The organism is Vibrio variabilis, from assembly GCF_003263785.1.
GTDB classification, from domain to species: Bacteria; Pseudomonadota; Gammaproteobacteria; order Enterobacterales; family Vibrionaceae; genus Vibrio; species Vibrio variabilis.
Window position 1 is genome coordinate 51,312 of sequence record NZ_JYJK01000092.1, and the last position, 16,983, is coordinate 68,294.

9 protein-coding genes, 1 other RNA gene and 3 pseudogenes are annotated in these 16,983 nt (G+C 46.8%); 9 read left to right on the forward strand and 4 right to left on the reverse strand.

All coding sequences use genetic code 11. The annotated features are described in order from the left end of the window. Positions 1–3: 3 nt before the first annotated feature. The 9 genes and pseudogenes from TZ48_RS17065 (at position 4) to cheB (ending at position 11,405) form a co-directional block, all read left to right on the forward strand. Positions 4–1,509 (forward strand): ABC transporter substrate-binding protein, encoded by a 1,506-nt coding sequence (locus TZ48_RS17065; RefSeq protein ID WP_112480046.1) that lies wholly within the window; start codon positions 4–6, stop codon positions 1,507–1,509. A 5-nt stretch (positions 1,510–1,514) separates the two neighbouring features. Then, positions 1,515–3,250: pseudogene (locus TZ48_RS17070) on the forward strand (ABC transporter permease subunit). Positions 3,251–3,362: 112 nt separating this feature from the next. Then, on the forward strand, positions 3,363–3,617 hold the full coding sequence (locus tag TZ48_RS17075; protein WP_112480047.1) for a hypothetical protein: 255 nt from the start codon (positions 3,363–3,365) through the stop codon (positions 3,615–3,617). A gap of 239 nt (positions 3,618–3,856) precedes the next feature. Then, entirely contained in the window at positions 3,857–5,992 is a 2,136-nt protein-coding gene (locus tag TZ48_RS17080) for a chemotaxis protein CheA (protein WP_112480048.1), read from the forward strand. Positions 5,993–6,138: 146 nt separating this feature from the next. Further along, positions 6,139–6,651, forward strand: coding sequence for a chemotaxis protein CheW (locus TZ48_RS17085; protein ID WP_239670937.1), 513 nt, complete (start codon positions 6,139–6,141; stop codon positions 6,649–6,651). Positions 6,652–6,660: 9 nt separating this feature from the next. After that, complete coding sequence (locus TZ48_RS17090) at positions 6,661–7,155, forward strand: PAS domain-containing protein (protein ID WP_112480050.1); 495 nt, start codon at positions 6,661–6,663, stop codon at positions 7,153–7,155. Further along, positions 7,143–9,491, forward strand: a complete 2,349-nt coding sequence (locus TZ48_RS17095) for a methyl-accepting chemotaxis protein (RefSeq protein WP_112480051.1) — start codon at positions 7,143–7,145, stop codon at positions 9,489–9,491. The genes TZ48_RS17090 and TZ48_RS17095 overlap by 13 nt, the downstream gene beginning before the upstream one ends. Continuing rightward, on the forward strand, positions 9,491–10,315 hold the full coding sequence (locus tag TZ48_RS17100; protein ID WP_112480052.1) for a CheR family methyltransferase: 825 nt from the start codon (positions 9,491–9,493) through the stop codon (positions 10,313–10,315). The genes TZ48_RS17095 and TZ48_RS17100 overlap by 1 nt, the downstream gene beginning before the upstream one ends. Positions 10,316–10,320: 5 nt before the next feature. Further along, a pseudogene (gene cheB / locus TZ48_RS17105) lies at positions 10,321–11,405 on the forward strand (chemotaxis-specific protein-glutamate methyltransferase CheB). A 170-nt stretch (positions 11,406–11,575) separates the two neighbouring features. Here cheB and TZ48_RS17110 read toward each other — a convergent pair. The 4 genes and pseudogenes from TZ48_RS17110 to TZ48_RS17130 all read right to left on the reverse strand — a co-directional run bounded on the left by TZ48_RS17110 (position 11,576) and on the right by TZ48_RS17130 (position 16,959). Continuing rightward, a complete protein-coding gene (locus tag TZ48_RS17110; RefSeq protein ID WP_112480053.1) occupies positions 11,576–12,862 on the reverse strand; it encodes a serine hydrolase domain-containing protein in 1,287 nt (428 codons plus the stop codon). 513 nt (positions 12,863–13,375) lie between these two features. Beyond that, positions 13,376–15,517, reverse strand: a complete 2,142-nt coding sequence (locus tag TZ48_RS17115; protein ID WP_112480054.1) for an amidohydrolase — start codon at positions 15,515–15,517, stop codon at positions 13,376–13,378. Positions 15,518–15,915: 398 nt separating this feature from the next. Beyond that, positions 15,916–16,012, reverse strand: an RNA gene (ffs, locus tag TZ48_RS17125) — signal recognition particle sRNA small type. A gap of 207 nt (positions 16,013–16,219) precedes the next feature. Continuing rightward, positions 16,220–16,959, reverse strand: a pseudogene (locus TZ48_RS17130) (VP0952 family biofilm-associated protein). Positions 16,960–16,983 lie beyond the last annotated feature (24 nt).

Consider the following 16,983-nt stretch of genomic DNA (forward strand, 5'->3'; position numbering starts at 1 on the left):
ACCATGCGTTTCCATTCCATTAAATTAGCCTGTGCGCTTGCTTTCGCTTTGCCATTGACAGGCTGTTTCGATTCTAAACAAGAAGCTCAAAATACGGCAACCGACACAGCGGTAAAATCTGAGATTCGTGTGGCTATGATGCAGCCTCCGCGCACAGGCCTATCGCCACTTTCAGACGATGCTTTCAAGCTCTCTCGTTGGAGCACAGCGGAAACGCTTATCAACCTAACGCCAAAATCAGAAGCAGAGCCAATGCTTGCAACGTCTTGGGAACAGATTGATCCTTTGACTTGGCACTTCACGATTCGTGAAGGCGTTAAATTCCATGACGGTTCAATGCTGGATGCCAATGCGGTCGTAAACTCACTTCAAAAAGCACTCGATGCCGCGCCAAAACCACGCATTCTAGATGGTATTGACCTTGAAGTGACTGCGTTAGATGCAAACCATGTTGAAATTAAAACAACCTTCAACGACCCACTGCTTCCAAGTCGTTTATCTAGCCCTCAGTTAGCTATCCTAGCGAGCAGTGCCTACCAAGATAATGGCCGTGTTGTCCCAACGGGTACGGGCACCGGCCCATTCGAGCTAGTAGAAATTAACGGTACCACCAGCGCAAAACTCGAGCGCTTCGATGATTACTGGGGCGAGAAAGCCAAAATTGAAACGGTTATTGCGGAATACGTACCAAACGGCTTCGCTCGCGCAGCCGCACTTCGCACTGGTACTGCAGACGTAGTGGAAGCCGTGCCTGTTTCTCAAATCGCGACACTGGATGAAAACCTACTCCACGAAGTTGCTATGCCGCGCACCAACACTCTTTATCTGAACAACAAGTCTGAGGTATTCAGTCAGCTTGAGCTTCGTAAAGTAGCGGCGTCTGCCGTTGATCGCGAGCAGATCATCCGTACCGTTTACGAAAACCATGCTGATATCGCAGAAGGTCTACTGGGTCCCGCTCTTACTTGGGCTTCACCAATCCGTCCAGAAGCAGCAACTCTAGAAGAAGGTAAAAAAGCCAACGGCGAGAAAATCGTTATCGGTACCTTTACCGACCGTGCAGAGCTGCCAGAAGTGGCTGCCCTGCTGAAGCAACAACTAGAAGCCGCGGGCTTCCAAGTAGAGCTTGATATCCGTGAGTACGCGCAAATCGAAAACGATGCACTGTCTGGCAAATTCGATGCCTTCATCCTGTCACGTGCAACTGTACTAGACTCGGGTGACCCAGTGGCTTACATGCAAAGTGACTTTGGCTGTAAGGGTTCATTCAACCTAGGTCAGTTTTGTTCTAAAACCGTCGATGAGGCACTGACTCACGCAGACCTTCAGCCTCTTGGTGAACAGCGTCAAAAGGCGATCATTGCAGCCGAGCAAAAAATTCTTGGTGAATTCGCTGCGATCCCGCTGCTTCATGAGCGTGTGGTTCAAGGTGAAAGTGAGCGTGTAACGGATGCAGTCCGTGACCCAAGTGAGCGTCGCCTAATCAACGCTAAAACAAAGGTTAACTAATCCTAATGATGTCTGCTGGTGCACCTAAATTATCGTTAAACGCGGTCGCCCCATGGCTATCGCGTTTGGCGTCGCTGATTGTCGTTGTCATCCTTGTTGGTCTAATGCCAGATATTGCTGGCATCGACCCAAGCCAATCTATCCTTCGAGCACGTGCTGGTCAGCAACATATGCTAACGCCCGAAGCGCTTGCAGCGGTCCGAGAAGATCTTCAACTCGACCGCTCGGCCACAGAAAGACTACTCGATTGGTTGAGTGACGCCCTTCGAGGTGATTTAGGTGTGTCTTGGATTGATGGCACGTCAGTCTCAGAGGGCATTCAGCAGACATTGTCTACCTCACTCTTCCTAATGTCACTCGCACTCGGGCTGACGTTTTTACTGTGCGGCCTAGGATTGCTGCACACGCTCTATCGATGGAAAGCGAACAAACTCGCTCAAACTCACAACAGTTTAAGTACGGTGCTGATATCGCTACCAGAGTATGTAGTGGCCTCAGTGCTGATCCTTATTTTATCTATTTGGTTAGGTCTTTTCCCGCCTTATGGATGGCAAGGCTGGCAACACGTTTGGCTACCTAGCTTCGCATTAGCACTGCCGGCAAGCGGATTGTTTAGTCGATTGCTTAGAGACAGCTTACAACGGGTACTCAGTGAACCTTGGGTTATTACTTGGTTGAGCGCGAATGTAAGCCCTAACCAAATCTTACGGTTTGCGATCAAGCGAGCCATAAGCAGCCTGATCCCTCAGATTTCAATGATCATGATTGGTTTGACTGGCGGGGCGGTTGCGGTTGAACAGATTTTCTCAATTCCAGGCATTGGCCGGCTGATTCTTGGGGCGGCAAAAGCACAAGATTTACCGATGCTACAAGGTGGGCTTTTAGTTCTACTATTGATCTCGATATTTATTAGCAGTATCGGCCTGCTCATCCAGCAATGGCTTCTTGGGCACAGCTTAAAGAGCGGAAAATTAATCAGTAGCCACTCAACGTTCTCGTTTACTTCGAGTAAAGGAAAACGCATTACTGCCTACTCAATTTTTGCGGTGTTGATCCTTGTCGTCGGCTGGTCACTGGTTGCTGACCCTTTTACCAGTCAATACGTCAGGCTAGCCGCGCCGAGCCTTGAAGCGCCACTCGGTGCCGATGGTATCGGAAGAGACTTAATGGCGCGCATTGGCGCAGGCATGTTATCGACCTTCAGAGAAGGCTTCATTGCCACTTTACTGAGCCTACTCGTTGGTATTCTATTGGGCTTCAACACCCGTATTAGCCAAGGCCTTATCGAGATTACCAAAGGTGTACCGTACATCATTGCGGGTCTGCTGGTTGCGGGGTTGACCGGGATGCATCCGAGTAGCGCCATGATCGCCATCGTCTTTGTGTCTTGGGCACCGCTAGCGGCACATTGTTCAAGCCTTATTAATGAAGCCAAAGCACAGCCCTACACTCACTTAGCACCCATTTGGGGAACAGGGCGCGTAAAAGTGCTAAGACATTACATTTTACCTTACGTTCTGCCACCACTACTCAGACACGCATTGCTAAGACTGCCAGTCATTACCTTGAGTCTGACTGCGCTTAGCTTCATTGGTCTCGGTGCTAAGCCACCTTCACCAGAATGGGGGTTGATGATTGCGGAGAACTTACCTATATAGAACGAGCACCAATGGGTGTAATGGGACCGATAGTAGGTCTTGTTATGATGGGCGTTGCGATCAATTTGTTGTTTGATGATTAAGCTGTCCATGATCCGAATCAAGGTAAAACGCGTGCAACAAGATTAACATCTCGCAACACGAAATCTTGAGATCATTAAGATCTCACATCGCTCTTAATATAAAAGCCTGATAATGAACAATAACCACTCTCACATTACCCTCGAAATGATCGACGGTGCGATCGCTAAAGTCGAATCAGCAAACCACATTTCCCTAGACGGTTTGAAAGCGCTTCTCAGCCTGCAGCCAGAGCAAACGGTGGAAATGTTTGGAGCGATGCGTGCTCTTGAGTCCATCGATGACAAATACAAACAATTGATGACCAAATATCCACAGCTTCTGGACAATGCTCAGCACGTATTGGAAACTTCCATCCTGCTTGGGTAAGTTGACCAACACATAGATTCTGCGCGTCGTACTCTCTTAGTTGGCGCGCTCAATTGCCTCCATTTTGCCGCCATACTAGCGTAACTCCAACGCCCTCGCCTACCCCTTGATAATGAACGCAATTGAACATCTCCCTATTGCCAACCATACTGATATGTAACCTTTTTCCTTTTTGCTGAAGACTGTTCATCACTGTTTTGAACGCTCACAGACTCTCAGAATGCAGGAAGCAATGTGCGATGTCGGAATCTAACCAACAATTCGAACTCATTTTCTTTGAAGAAATGGCGGAACATCTTGAAGAGATGGAATCCCTGTTACTTGAAATGAACCAAAATGATGACGAGTCTGACCTGGCGGATAAACTCAACGCTATTTTTAGAGCCGTTCACTCGATAAAAGGTGGCTCCGGTATTTTTGGTTTTGACGATATTACTCACGTCAGCCACGTTCTCGAGAACTTGCTCGATAAGTTACGCAATCATCAAATTACCCTCACCCAAGCCGTGGTTGATGCTCTGCTTAATGCCCGTGACTTGCTCGACGTCCTCAAAGGCTCCTATCAAACCGATCACGACTCAGCGTCATTCAAATCGCAAATCACTACTCTGTGTGACGAGCTGCAGCGCGCAACCGTGTCGCCAGAGACTCCACCAGCAAATTCAGAAGCCGCCCCTTTCTCCACCAACGCCCCCTTGTCCGCTGCGGAAAAATCAACCATCAAAGTCCTGTTGGTTGAAGACAGTCAGGTGATACAAAAAGTCGCCAGTTTCACTTTAAACAAGATTGGCTTTCGTTCCGTAGAGGTTGCAGAAAATGGCGAACATGCACTAGAGATCTTAAAGGCCTCGCAAGACGAGCCTTTCCAACTGATTCTCCTCGATTGCCAAATGCCGGTTATGGATGGATATCAAGCGACTGAAAAGATACGACAAGGCGCGGCGGGAGAGACACACAAGAGCGTAACTATTATCGCCATGACCGCAATGACGGGAGATGAAGAGCAGCAAAGATGTATAGAAACAGGAATGGATGATTACCTGTTAAAGCCAATGAAAGCCGGGCTGGTGGAGAAAAAAATAAACCAATGGCGCGGCAAAATACTCCCTAATCCTGAGCCAGCACTTTCCCCTACGTCCTCATCACAGCCGAAAAAAACCGACAGCAACCAACGCGTAATCCACGCGACCAAATCTCTGGAGTCAGCCTCAATTCGCGTGAGCACGCAAAAAGTCGATCAGCTCATCAACCAAGTGGGTGAGCTCATCATTACTCAATCTATGTTGCAAAAGCTGACCTTCGATTTAGGGCTAAACAGCAATGAACTGCTCGCCGGCAGACTCAGCCAGTTGGAGGCAAACACCAGAGATCTTCAAGCCACCGTCATGTCAGTACGCATGATGCCCATTGGCACCGTATTTGGTCGTTTTCCACGTATCGTAAGAGATCTTTCCCACGCCCTGAATAAGCAGATACGACTTAACATTGAAGGTGAGCAAACACAGCTCGACAAGGGACTGCTCGAAATGTTGGTCGATCCGCTCACCCATTTGGTTCGCAATAGCATTGACCACGGCATCGAGTCGCCAGAGCAAAGAGCCAAACTCAACAAACCTCCCTATGGCACGATTACCTTGTCCGCTGTATATCGCGGTGGAGATGTGATTGTTCATGTTGATGATGACGGTGCCGGCATTGATCCACAAAAAATCCTCGACAAAGCCAAAAACAACGGGCTGACACTGCCTCAGAACATAAGTGAACAAGACATATTTCAGTTAATTTTTTCAGCCGGGTTCTCCACTGCCGAGCAGGTCACTGAGGTCTCTGGGCGCGGCGTGGGTATGGATGTTGTAAAACGTAATATAGCCAGCATGGGCGGCTCTGTGGAAGTTAAGTCCAACCTTGGGACTGGAACACGTATGTCAATCCGACTGCCATTGACCCTTGCAATACTTGAAGGGATGTCGATCAATGTCGGTGATCATGTCTACATTATCCCGCTCTCCAATATTGTCGAATCACTGCAAGCCAAAGAGCACAGTCTCAAAAGACTGAACAGTGGCGAAACCATGATAAAAGTACATGAAGACTACATTCCAGTACTCCGGTTGCACAACTTCTTCAACTTAGACACTGACATCACCGACCTTAGGGATGGCATCATGGTGTTGATCGAACATGGCAGTAAAACTATTGCCTTATTTGTCGACAGCTTGCTCGGGCAGCAGCAAGTAGTGGTCAAAAACCTCGAACACAATTTCCGAAAAATACCCTGCGTTTCTGGCGCTACCATCATGGGAGACGGACGAGTGTCTCTCATTCTCGACGTGGCGGATTTGGTTCGCCAGTCAGACACTCTGCATAGGCAGTAATTGTCATTAGCAACTCTTTGTGGGTATAGGCCAACTATTTCCTAGACTATTTTCAAATATGTCAGTTAATTGTTCAAAAATCGATCAATCACGGCGATTTTAGTCCAATGAAACGAGGCAATCTTTTGGGAATAGGAGAGAAAATAGTGAACAGTTCCTCCAACGATGACAACCAACCCGATGCAAAAGGCTATCTCACATTTTGGCTCGGAAAGGAGTATTACGGGATTGATATTCTTACCGTTCAAGAAATCATCACGTACACCCAAGTGACTTCCATCGCCAATATGCCTCCCTACATCAAAGGTGTGATGAACCTCCGAGGTGTAGTAATACCCATTGTAGATATGCGAATAAAGTTTCAACTTGAAGACGTGTGCTATCACGACATGACTATCGTCATAATTCTCAATATTGGCGAGCGCATTGTCGGAATTGTTGTCGATAGCGTCGCCGATGTTGTTGATATTGATGCAGATAACATACAACCCGCCCCCGACTTCGCCGGTGCGCTAGACACGAAATATATCCAAGGGCTCGCAACGCAAAACGAGCTCATGCTTATTTTAGTTCACATCCAAAAGCTGATGACTAGCCGCGACATGGCGCTATTTGAACAGCTCGATAGCGATGCTTCCCTTGTCCAGGATAATCAGTGAGGTTTGCCCATGAGTAACAACGACCTAGAATACCTTCTCCAAGAAAACGAGATACTGGTTTCAACCACAGACATGTCCGGCACCATTACCTCAGTGGATGATAACTTTGTACGCGTCAGTGGATTCACAAGAGAGGAGTTAATTGGTAGCCCTCACAACATTGTTCGCCATCCCGATATGCCGAAAGAGCTGTTTGAAGATCTTTGGCGAGAAATCAAAGCCGGTAATTGTTGGTCTGGGCTCATTAAAAACAAACGAAAAAACGGCGGATTTTTCTGGGTTAAGTCCGACATAACCCCCTTGTATAAAGATGGTACTCAACTTGGTTACATGTCAATTCGCTCTATTCCCGACAAAGCTGCACTCGACAAAGTCAAAACACAATATGCAAAGTTTAAAGAAGGAGAGCAAGGTGACCACTCGATACGAAGTGGCAAGGTAGTGAAAAATCGTCGCACCAACCGCTGCACGCTTTTACCATCAAGCAACGCTTGTTTGGCTTAGTCTCAGTAGCAACGTTCACATTACTTACCGTTCTGGGCATTGGTATTCACGGCACCTACAGCGAAAAGGAAGCGGTCGAGCATCTCTATAACAATCATATAGAGTCCTACAGTCGACTTCACAGCATAGATAAGATTTGGATTGAGAATCAATTTTTACTGCAATCGTTGTTGTCTCCAAACGACTCAGAGCAGCGGGCGACCACAACCCAGCAGTTCAAGCAAAACAGCACCAAACTTGAACAGATCAGTACAACGCTGATCGAAAAATTCGATACCGAACACGCTTCAACTGTTGAACAGTATCGTCTAATCGCAAACCAAAGCACTCAGCTCGCCACGACTATCTTGCCAGAAATCACCAACACGGTACTTTCTGGTGATGCTGCGCTTCAAGATAGTGAACTCTTCCGAACGCGCGTTTCTCTGGCAATGTCTGAAATCGCAAACTATCGAGACAACCTCCAAGCACTGATTACCGAAAACCGCCGTCAATCAGCCAACATACTCCAAAAAAGTGACCAAGTATTCTGGCTTGAGGTCGCCATGCCTTCAATCCTCACCTTTCTATTTATCATCACTTACGTCGTGTTTGCCTTTATGTTTAGTCAAGATATAAGCCACCGTTTACATGACATCCGACGCTACTTCAAACGTTTAGTAAAACAAGACTATCTGTTTGAAGTCGACGTGAAAAACAACGATGAAATTGGTGATGTTTTGCAGTCGCTCAAGGTAATGAAAGTTCAACTGGCTTACAACATGGAGACCGTTCGCCAGAAAGCTATCTCTGCCACTCGGGTCAAGATCGCACTAGATAATGTCAGCACTAACATGATGATTGAGGACAGTGACCATACTATCATCTACGTGAATCCCGCAATCGTCAGTATGTTTGAGCAAGCAGAGAGTGAATTCCAGACATTGTCACCTGACTTTGATCCATCTCAGCTCGTTGGCACCAAAATCAAAGACCTAAATATCCCAGGACTATGCCCTCCGCCTCATCAACCCAACTTGCCCGGTGAGTTCGAGCACGAGCAAATTGCGGCAAACAAAGAGCAGGTGCAGGAAGTGGATATTGATGGCCGAATTTTCCGCATCGTCAGTAACCCCGTCATCGACGCGACAGGCCAGCAAATTGGTTATGTCACTGAATGGTCGGATCGCACCGCAGAGATCGCCGTTGAGAAAGAAATTGAGCACGTGATCGCCTCTGCCGTTGATGGCGACTTCACCAAACGCATGGATCTCAATGGCAAAAACCCATTCTTCACCATGTTGTGTGGCAACATGAATCGCCTACTTGAGATAAGTGAAGTTAGCTTAGCTGACATCGTTTCCGTGCTGTCAGCACTTGCCAAGGGGGATCTCACCGCACAAATTGAGGCAGACTACTCCGGTGCTTTTGGTGAACTAAAAACCAGCTCAAACCTGACCGTCAGTAAACTCAAAGAGATGATTCAACACATAAAAGTCTCTGCAGACACCATCAATACGGCAACCAAGGAGATTGCCATCGGCAATATCGATCTCGCACAACGCACCGAAAAACAAGCACGCAGCCTCGAAGTGACCTCATCCAGCATGGAAGAGCTGACGATTACCGTAAAACAAAACTCCGAGCACTCCAAACAGGCCAACCTTCTCGCGAAACAAACCTCAGACAATGCGCGCAAGGGTGGCGAAGTCGTCAAGCAAGTAGTTGAAAATATGTCGGAAATTCATACCAGCTCACGAGAGATCATGAATATCATCTCCGTCATCGATAGCATTGCCTTCCAAACCAATATTCTCGCTCTCAATGCAGCAGTGGAAGCGGCGAGAGCGGGAGAACAAGGGCGTGGCTTTGCTGTGGTTGCGACTGAAGTTCGCAATTTAGCGCAGCGCTCTGCGGCTGCGGCCAAAGAGGTAGAGAGCCTGATTAACTCCTCAGTGAATAAAATTGAAACCGGTTCAAAGCTAGCCTCCCAAGCGGGTGATTCTATTTCTGGTGTGGTTAATTCCATTCAGGATGTAGCGCAGCTGATTGAAGAGATCACCCAAGCCTCGGTGGAACAAAGCACGGGGATCGATCAAGTGACCCAAGCGATTTTAGAGGTTGATGATGTTACCCAGCAAAACTCGGCGCTGGTAGAAGAAGGCTCGGCGGCAGCCAGTTCGTTGGAAGAACAAGTTGCTAACTTAGCGCTGTATGTTTCAGTGTTTGATACCGGAGATCAACATACGAGTGATGACACAGGTGGGTCGAAACTTCCCCCTCGGGAGAACCATTTAAGAGCCGTTAGCCCCCGTTTACTCTCAAACAGCGACAACGAAGACTGGGCTGAGTTTTGATGATTGTACATACTCATTTTGAATACACCGATGAGGATTTTACTGCGATCGCCTCTCTTATTTATAAAAGAGTGGGCATAGACCTTCACAGCAACAAAAAAAAGCTGGTCTACAATCGGTTAGTGGCGCGATTAAGGACACATCAGCTAAACCGTTTTGCTCAGTATATTGCTTTACTTAACGATCAAGAGCATGGTGAATGGGAACACTTTATCAATGCGCTCACCACCAACTTGACCTATTTTTTTCGCGAACCGTACCACTTCGATCTTCTCAAACAACACGTTCGCGACCGTTATGTGGGCAATAGAATGACCGAACCTATCAGGATTTGGTGTAGTGCGTGCTCAACAGGTGAAGAAGCTTACAGCCTTGCGATAACCATGGCAGAGGCTTTTGAAAGCTATCAACCGCCTGTAAAAATATTGGCGACAGATCTCAATACTCAAGTCCTTGCTTCGGCAAAACGAGGGCACTACTCGTTGGAGGCGTTAAGCTCTGTTTCTGACGAGCAACAAAAACGATTTTTTTCACTCGATAGGACGTCGAGGATGTACTCCGTGAAGCCTGAAATACAGTCACTCGTTCACTTCAAACGACTCAACCTTATGGAGCATCAATGGCCAATGAAGAAACAATTCCATGCCATTTTTTGCAGGAATGTGTTGATATACTTCAATAGAGACACTCAGTATTCTATTTTGACTAAATTTGCCAACTATTTAGCGAAAGACGCCTTACTATTCCTTGGGCACTCAGAGAGCTGCCCTGCTGAGCAAACCGCATTCAAGCTGCTCAAGCAAACTGCATACAGGCGAGTATAAGTACGATGCTAAAAGTACTGATCACAGACTCAAACTATGGTACCTGCCAATACCTGAAAACCATTATTGGCAGTCAAACAAACATGAGCGTCGTCGGTGTCGCGCACGACGCCCATCAAGCTAGGGCACTCATCAAGGAGCTAGACCCCGATGTCGTCACGCTTGCGATTGAATTAATTGGGATGAACGGTCTCGCGTTTCTCGGTAAAATCATGACTCTAAGACCTACACCAGTGATCGTTATTTCTCAGCTCTTCACCAATAACCCGCTGCTCGCCAAACAGGCGCTCAAGCTAGGAGCTGTCTCTTGTATACAAAAGCCAATTTTAGCTGCCCAATCCTCGACACACTTTGACTCGTTTTCTAAAAACGTCATCAAAAAATTGCGAGAGGCTGTACCACAGTTTAAAGCCGCACATCAGGCAGCACTCAAAACGAACCAAACCATTCCAGCACGAACTGCCATTCGTCAAAAACCCTTGACTCTCGCTAATGGCCAAATGTCACAGGCGCTCATCGCTATTGGTGCATCAACGGGTGGAACGGAAGCCATCACCAAGTTACTAAGATGCTTGCCTGAGAGCAGCCCTGGAATCGTGATCGCCCAACACATGCCTAACGGCTTTACTCACTCATTTGCCACCCGACTACAAGGCTTATGTACGGTTCAGGTACAGGAAGCGCGCCATGATGAGGTGATCAAATCTGGCCATGTCTACATTGCGCCCGGGGCTACCATCTAAAAATTCAAAAACGCGCCGGCTGTTTTTACACAGAACTCAACGATGGCGAGCCAGTTAACCTCCATAAACCCTCCGTAGACGTTCTGTTCTTATCCGTCGCTGAGCAGGCTGGAAAAAAAGGTATCGGCATTATACTCACCGGAATGGGAAAAGACGGTGCGCGTGGTTTACTCGCAATGAAACAAGCAGGTGCTACAACTTACGCACAAGATGAGCAAAGCAGTGTGGTATACGGCATGCCAAGAGCGGCCAAGAACTTGGGCGCCGTGTCTAAAGAACTATCACTGAAGGCTATTGAGGAAGAACTGCTGCAACTGACCTCTTACAGTGTTACTCCTAATACTTGAAATTAACCTAGGTTGATACTCAAAAGCAGAGCCTAATCGCGTATAACTCCCGATCATTGTTGAACATATTCTTCTCTAAAAAAGCCCCGATATATCGGGGCTCATGCAAACCTATGTGGCCATCAGTACAACTTGTCTGCTAATCACATACAGATTAAGTAAACACCGTTTTAGTTGTCCGCAAAGTATTTCGCAATTTCTCGGGCATACGTTTCTTCTTGGTTCTTACCTGTGCTTGTCGAGAAAAATGTCACAACGAGATCTTTGTCTGAGGATATGTAAATGCCCTGACCGCCAACGCCGCCTTTGTACAAATCGCCATCTGCAAAGATGGTGTCGAACATGTAACCGTTTTTGAAGTTCGTATCGTTATAGAATGAATTCGCCATCACTTTACCGACATAGCCACCCTCAAAGGCTTCTGGATTGCCGGAAGCTTGGATTCGTTGCACGACGTTTTTAGATACAGCACCGTCACCCAGTTTTGTTCCCGAAGGCGTTAATAGCATACCGAATTTAGCCATATCTTCGATGGTTGAGTTCATCGAGAAAAACATCAAAGGATAACCGCCGACCGGAGAAACCACCGTGTAAGCATCGTTATTTGCACCCATTTTCTGCCATAGATCACGACTAATGATTTCATTCATCGGCAAGCCGCGAACGTTCTCAATGATTCGAGCAAGAACAAAGGTGTTAATCGAGTTGTATTCGAATGTTTTGCCCGCTTCTTGGCGGCGCGTCATTTCACCGAGTACATCAAGCGGCTTTTGTGTTGAATCGCCATCAAATACCCCGATAGACACTAACCATTTAAAGAACGGTTGCTCTGGGTTGGTGCGCGAGTCTGGATTAGGTTCGTCGTGCTCTGTCGCGTTCAAACCTGTCGCCATATTCGCCACATCGATTACCTTTACTGTGTCCCAAACAGAACCTTTCAGCTCTGGAATGTACTTGGAAACCGGATCTTGCTCGTTGACTTTGCCTTCTTCAACAAGTTTTGCAAGTTCAATACCTGTGGTGATTTTCGAGTTTGAGAACCAGTTGTGTTTGTCTATTTTGCGCATTGTGTTATAACGCTCAAAAACAATCTTGCCGTTTTTTACAACAAGGAAAGCATCCACAGGAAAATCGTCTAAATGCTGGTTAAGGGTACGTTCTTCCCCTTGAACCGTGGCTTTAATATTCCCAATGTTTGCATCGATAGAATATGGGAACTGATAAACCGCACCGTCGCGCTCAATCTGAGCCGTGTTGTAAAAGCGGCTAATGTTTTGCCAAGCAAAATGCGATTCTTCAATAGGAAACTGGAGCTTTACGCGATTTCCTTTTTCAAGAAAAAAGTCATGAGTCTCAGCAACGGCTTTGTTGGTTGTTGTTTCATTAACGATTACATTGGCCATTGCCGCTCCAGAAGAGATAGCGGCCGCAATTGATAAAGCAACTAGTTTTTTCATGTTGGCATCTCTTTATGATTAAGTCTGAAAATGTTGTCTAAAGTGAACCTTGAACTCGAGCTTGTCTGTCTCGTGTTGATGGGCTCAGTATTAACGTTTTCTTAGCCAACGACTAATCGCATATGTAGGGTCAAACCCTACATTTCTATTAAGTCACCTTAGTAAATCTTCATGCCCCATTGATTGACTTCTTATTTTCAAGGGTCACCCCATCATATCCGATTATCTCGAACTCACATTTCCGCATAGAATCTCCACACACCTAATCAATACCATTTGTGGAAACCATGCTTGCAATAAAAACCTTCACAGCCAGCGTTTGAGGCCGTTAGAGAGTATTGTGGATTAAGTTTACCTTTTACAAACGAAACGTAAGCACAACCAGCAAAGAAACCATGGAAAGGCTAGCTTTTCCTGCTCAGTCAATTAGGGACATAATCATGCCCCCGATTGCAGCTACCTTCCTAGCAAAGTCATATCAAGTAGTATTGATATTTGCAGCCTCTTCATTTATCAAGCCGACTGCGTTTTTTTCAGTGCCACTTTCAAGGAAGGGTTTTGGCGAACAAGTTGCTCGATTTCGTCTTCCGTAGAGTAGCGCTTGATACCACCTTTCCATGTTTCCAAAACCGGTATGTTACGCATTCCTTTGGCGGAAATACCGTCTGCTTCACAGGTGTAGGTGAGTGGATTTTGTTCGAGTAAAACAAAGTCTGCGCACTTTCCTGCCTCTAACGAACCTACCCATTGCTCTGCATGGCACTGCCAAGCAGCATCATAGGTAACGGACTTAAGCGCTTGAAAACGTGTCAGGCACTCTGTTTCGTTTAATATCTGAGGAGGAAGCGTTTTTGGAGCGCCTTCCATTATTCGGGTTATGGCTTGCTCCATAAACCTTAGCGGCCCAAGAGGCGTTACACTGTTGTCACTGTGCAAGCTAATTTTCATATTATGCTTACTCACAGCGGAGCCGCATCGGTCAAGCAAGTTGGCTTTGTCTGTACCAAAAATGGTTTGCTGAAATACCCAACCCCAATATCCAACATGCCCTATTAAGAAACTCGGTGAGATACCCAGCTCTTCCATTTGAGCCAAATGTTCATCAGAAAGCAGAGAAGCGTGTTCAATGCGGTCTCGACGTAGATGGCTTGTCTCCTTAGACAATCCAGCCAATCGAAAAGCATTGATTGTTCGTGTCGATGAATGATCACCATTAGAGTGCACCATTACAGGCCATCCGTTGTTTACCGCTTGATTCATAAGAGCGTTAAACTCTAGAGGATAACCGTAGTTAAAAATGCCTTCATTTGTTTGCTTGGCGAGTGGATCAGCGTCGTCAGATGTAAGGTCTGACATTGATGAATCAACCAACTGATCGTATCGGTTATAGTTCTCATCACATGCATAAGGTGTATATTGGTAGCCCGTTAAGCCCTGATTCGATCCATCAGCAACGAGTTTAATAAATGCAATATTAAACTCTTCGTTTCCAGCATTTGGCTGATAATGCCCAGCTATTTTTTGACTGAACTCCTTAAGGGATGTCGCGGCCAACGAACCAGAAATACGGACTCCACAATCATCTCTTGATGCACACCAACTTAGATAAGCCGGCTGATTAGTAATCGGATCAGCAATCCCAAAAGGCGTTGCTGGTAACGAGCTAGAAACGGATGGTGTATCTGCATCGCTATCGTTCGCTTTCGGAGCAACCCCGGCATCGAGGATGTAGGTCACACCACGCTCATTCGCTTGCGTAAAAATCTTACGGACAGACTCGTCTAAACGGCGTCGAAACATCTCTTTGGCTCTGCGATCCGGAAATAGCTGATTCGTTATGTACTGCAAAACCGGGATAATCTGACCACTCTCTTTCAGAATGCCATCGTCAGAGACGTCAAAACTGGTGATGTGTTGTTTTAACTCCTTAACCCCTACACTATTCACATAGGCTAGGTGCATCGACGCGTTCATAAGGAATATTGGTTGTGTCTGTGAAACGGCATCTAGCACCGTCGCGTTAAACTCTTTATCTTCACTGACCAGCAAAGACGGATCCACGTCACGCCCCATGATCCATTGAGAATCACCCCTATTTTCTTCTGCTGCTGACTTCAAGCGATTAAGGATATATTCAACGGTATACGGATTGTTGGGAGAGACATTCGTCAGTAACTCTTGCCCATCGAAAGGCCCTACGTCTAATAATAAGTTAAAAGCAGCAGTGGGAATAATATGCAAGTGAGGCTCAACCAGCCCAGGCAGCAAAGTTTGACCACTATGTACAATACGCTCTTCCGCTTCACCTGCGATTGCTTTACTCACCAGCTCATAACTGCCTGTCGCAACAATTTTTCCATCTACGACTCCGACGGCTTCAACCGTTTTATCTTGCCCAGCCTCAAGGGTTTGTATATAACCCAACTCTGAGTATTGGCGCTGTTCAATGGGGATACTCTGCTCTGTACGAAAAATCAAAGCGGTTGGGGAGGCTTTATTGACCTTTCCCTCATAGCTTACATAGCTAAGCTCTCCTTCCTCCAATTCAATGGTCGGTAGTAGATACTTCCAGAGAGGGCTACAGCAAGAGCAGTGTATTTCCCCTTCGTGGTGGCAGTGTGAACTTGATAGATCGCTGTTGGATGGTGCATTCATAATCTTTCCTTTGACTAGATCTCATTGGACTTTGGCACATCCAAATTAGTAATAGGAGAGCAAAAAGATTATTCAACAAATTGTATAGTAAGTTAGGCGGAATATGTGTTTGATATGGGGTCAAGGCTGACTTAGATGGCTATCTCAATATACCCAACCCGTAAGATGAGATGAAAGTACTTTCCGGAGAAGCCGTAAAGCAAATTGTCTAGGGTGTGCCATTAGAGACCGTCGCAAAAAGAATGGGCTAGACCAACACAACAAGCTTTAGTCGCATGTTTAAAAATACCGTGGAGTGACACCAAGACAGTACGCTCAAAACTACGCTGACGCGTATTGATTTGATGAGATTCAGATAGCAAAACGCCGCTAATAAAAGCGGCGTTTTTAATGGGTGGAAGCCCCAGCCACATCCCGGCACACAAGTCACTCGCTGCGGCTGCTTCCTTCCGGACCTGACCGAGTTCACGAGCTATTGTTGCGGGAGGACCAGGGCTCCATAGATTTTTTTGCTGTTGCGCGGTGAAGGGTCACTGCTGCAAAGCGTGGGAGGATTATCTGGCATCGGAGCGATGATTGCAAGGGCTTGCGAGCAAAACTGTTTGCTTTATCTGTTAAGTGCTTACAGATTAAACAAAGCGCCCAACATTGCTTCGTTTCTTAAGATGTTAGGCGCTTCTATAGGGGGTGGTTGTTTAGAAACTACACTTCTTGCTGTTCATCCTCGATGTTGAGGATGTAGTCAGTGATCCAAGCTGTACCAAGTAAGCATAGCCAAACGACAAACACTGGCTTAGGGACATCAATGGTTGGCACCACCACCAGCGCTGCAAAGCCAACGCTTGGGAGCGTCCAACAAAGCAGTTTGTTCCACTTGAAGCTAGTCAGTTTGCCAAGGCTTTCCATTGAGGCAAGCATGCCGGTCATACAAAGTGCGATGAGCGCTGCGTATGGAAGTCCTGCCGCCCACATAGGTAGGATTAGCAACAATGACCACCAACTGTGTTCGGTAGAGCCTCTCCAATTTTTAGCCGCAAACCAAGCAACGAACACCGAGAAGGCTTGGACGAGTGTCACCATAGGGGTTCCGCCGAGTTTGCCTGCCGATTGTGTCAGCATAATGCCTACGTTCAGCGTAAGCACGATAAGCCCGACAATGCTGACTATCCAAATATTACTGCGCTTTGAAAACGCGACCATAAGTACTGGCACCAATATCCAGACGGCAACAGACATGGCGATAGATTGCAGTGGTAAGGTTAAGCCATACACGACCATAGAGGCCAGCAGCATCACACCTGCGATACCACCTTGCGGCAAAATCCACAATGCCGGGATCATGACTGCTAACACGGTATATCACCCTCAGTCACACCAATGGTTCTGGCACAAATCATCGCCAGCACACTTGTGATTACGAATTGAAACACCGAAAATACCATAGCTCCCCCTCATACCTTTCCGTG

What these genes read in the sequence shown, in the direction of transcription:
- TZ48_RS17075 (WP_112480047.1), top strand. Translation starts at nt 3,363, where the DNA reads ATGAACAATAACCACTCTCACATTACCCTCGAAATGATCGACGGTGCG.
- TZ48_RS17080 (WP_112480048.1), top strand. Translation starts at nt 3,857, where the DNA reads ATGTCGGAATCTAACCAACAATTCGAACTCATTTTCTTTGAAGAAATG.
- TZ48_RS17115 (WP_112480054.1), bottom strand. Translation starts at nt 15,517, where the DNA reads ATGAATGCACCATCCAACAGCGATCTATCAAGTTCACACTGCCACCAC.
- TZ48_RS17065 (WP_112480046.1), top strand. Translation starts at nt 4, where the DNA reads ATGCGTTTCCATTCCATTAAATTAGCCTGTGCGCTTGCTTTCGCTTTG.
- TZ48_RS17090 (WP_112480050.1), top strand. Translation starts at nt 6,661, where the DNA reads ATGAGTAACAACGACCTAGAATACCTTCTCCAAGAAAACGAGATACTG.
- TZ48_RS17110 (WP_112480053.1), bottom strand. Translation starts at nt 12,862, where the DNA reads ATGAAAAAACTAGTTGCTTTATCAATTGCGGCCGCTATCTCTTCTGGA.
- TZ48_RS17100 (WP_112480052.1), top strand. Translation starts at nt 9,491, where the DNA reads ATGATTGTACATACTCATTTTGAATACACCGATGAGGATTTTACTGCG.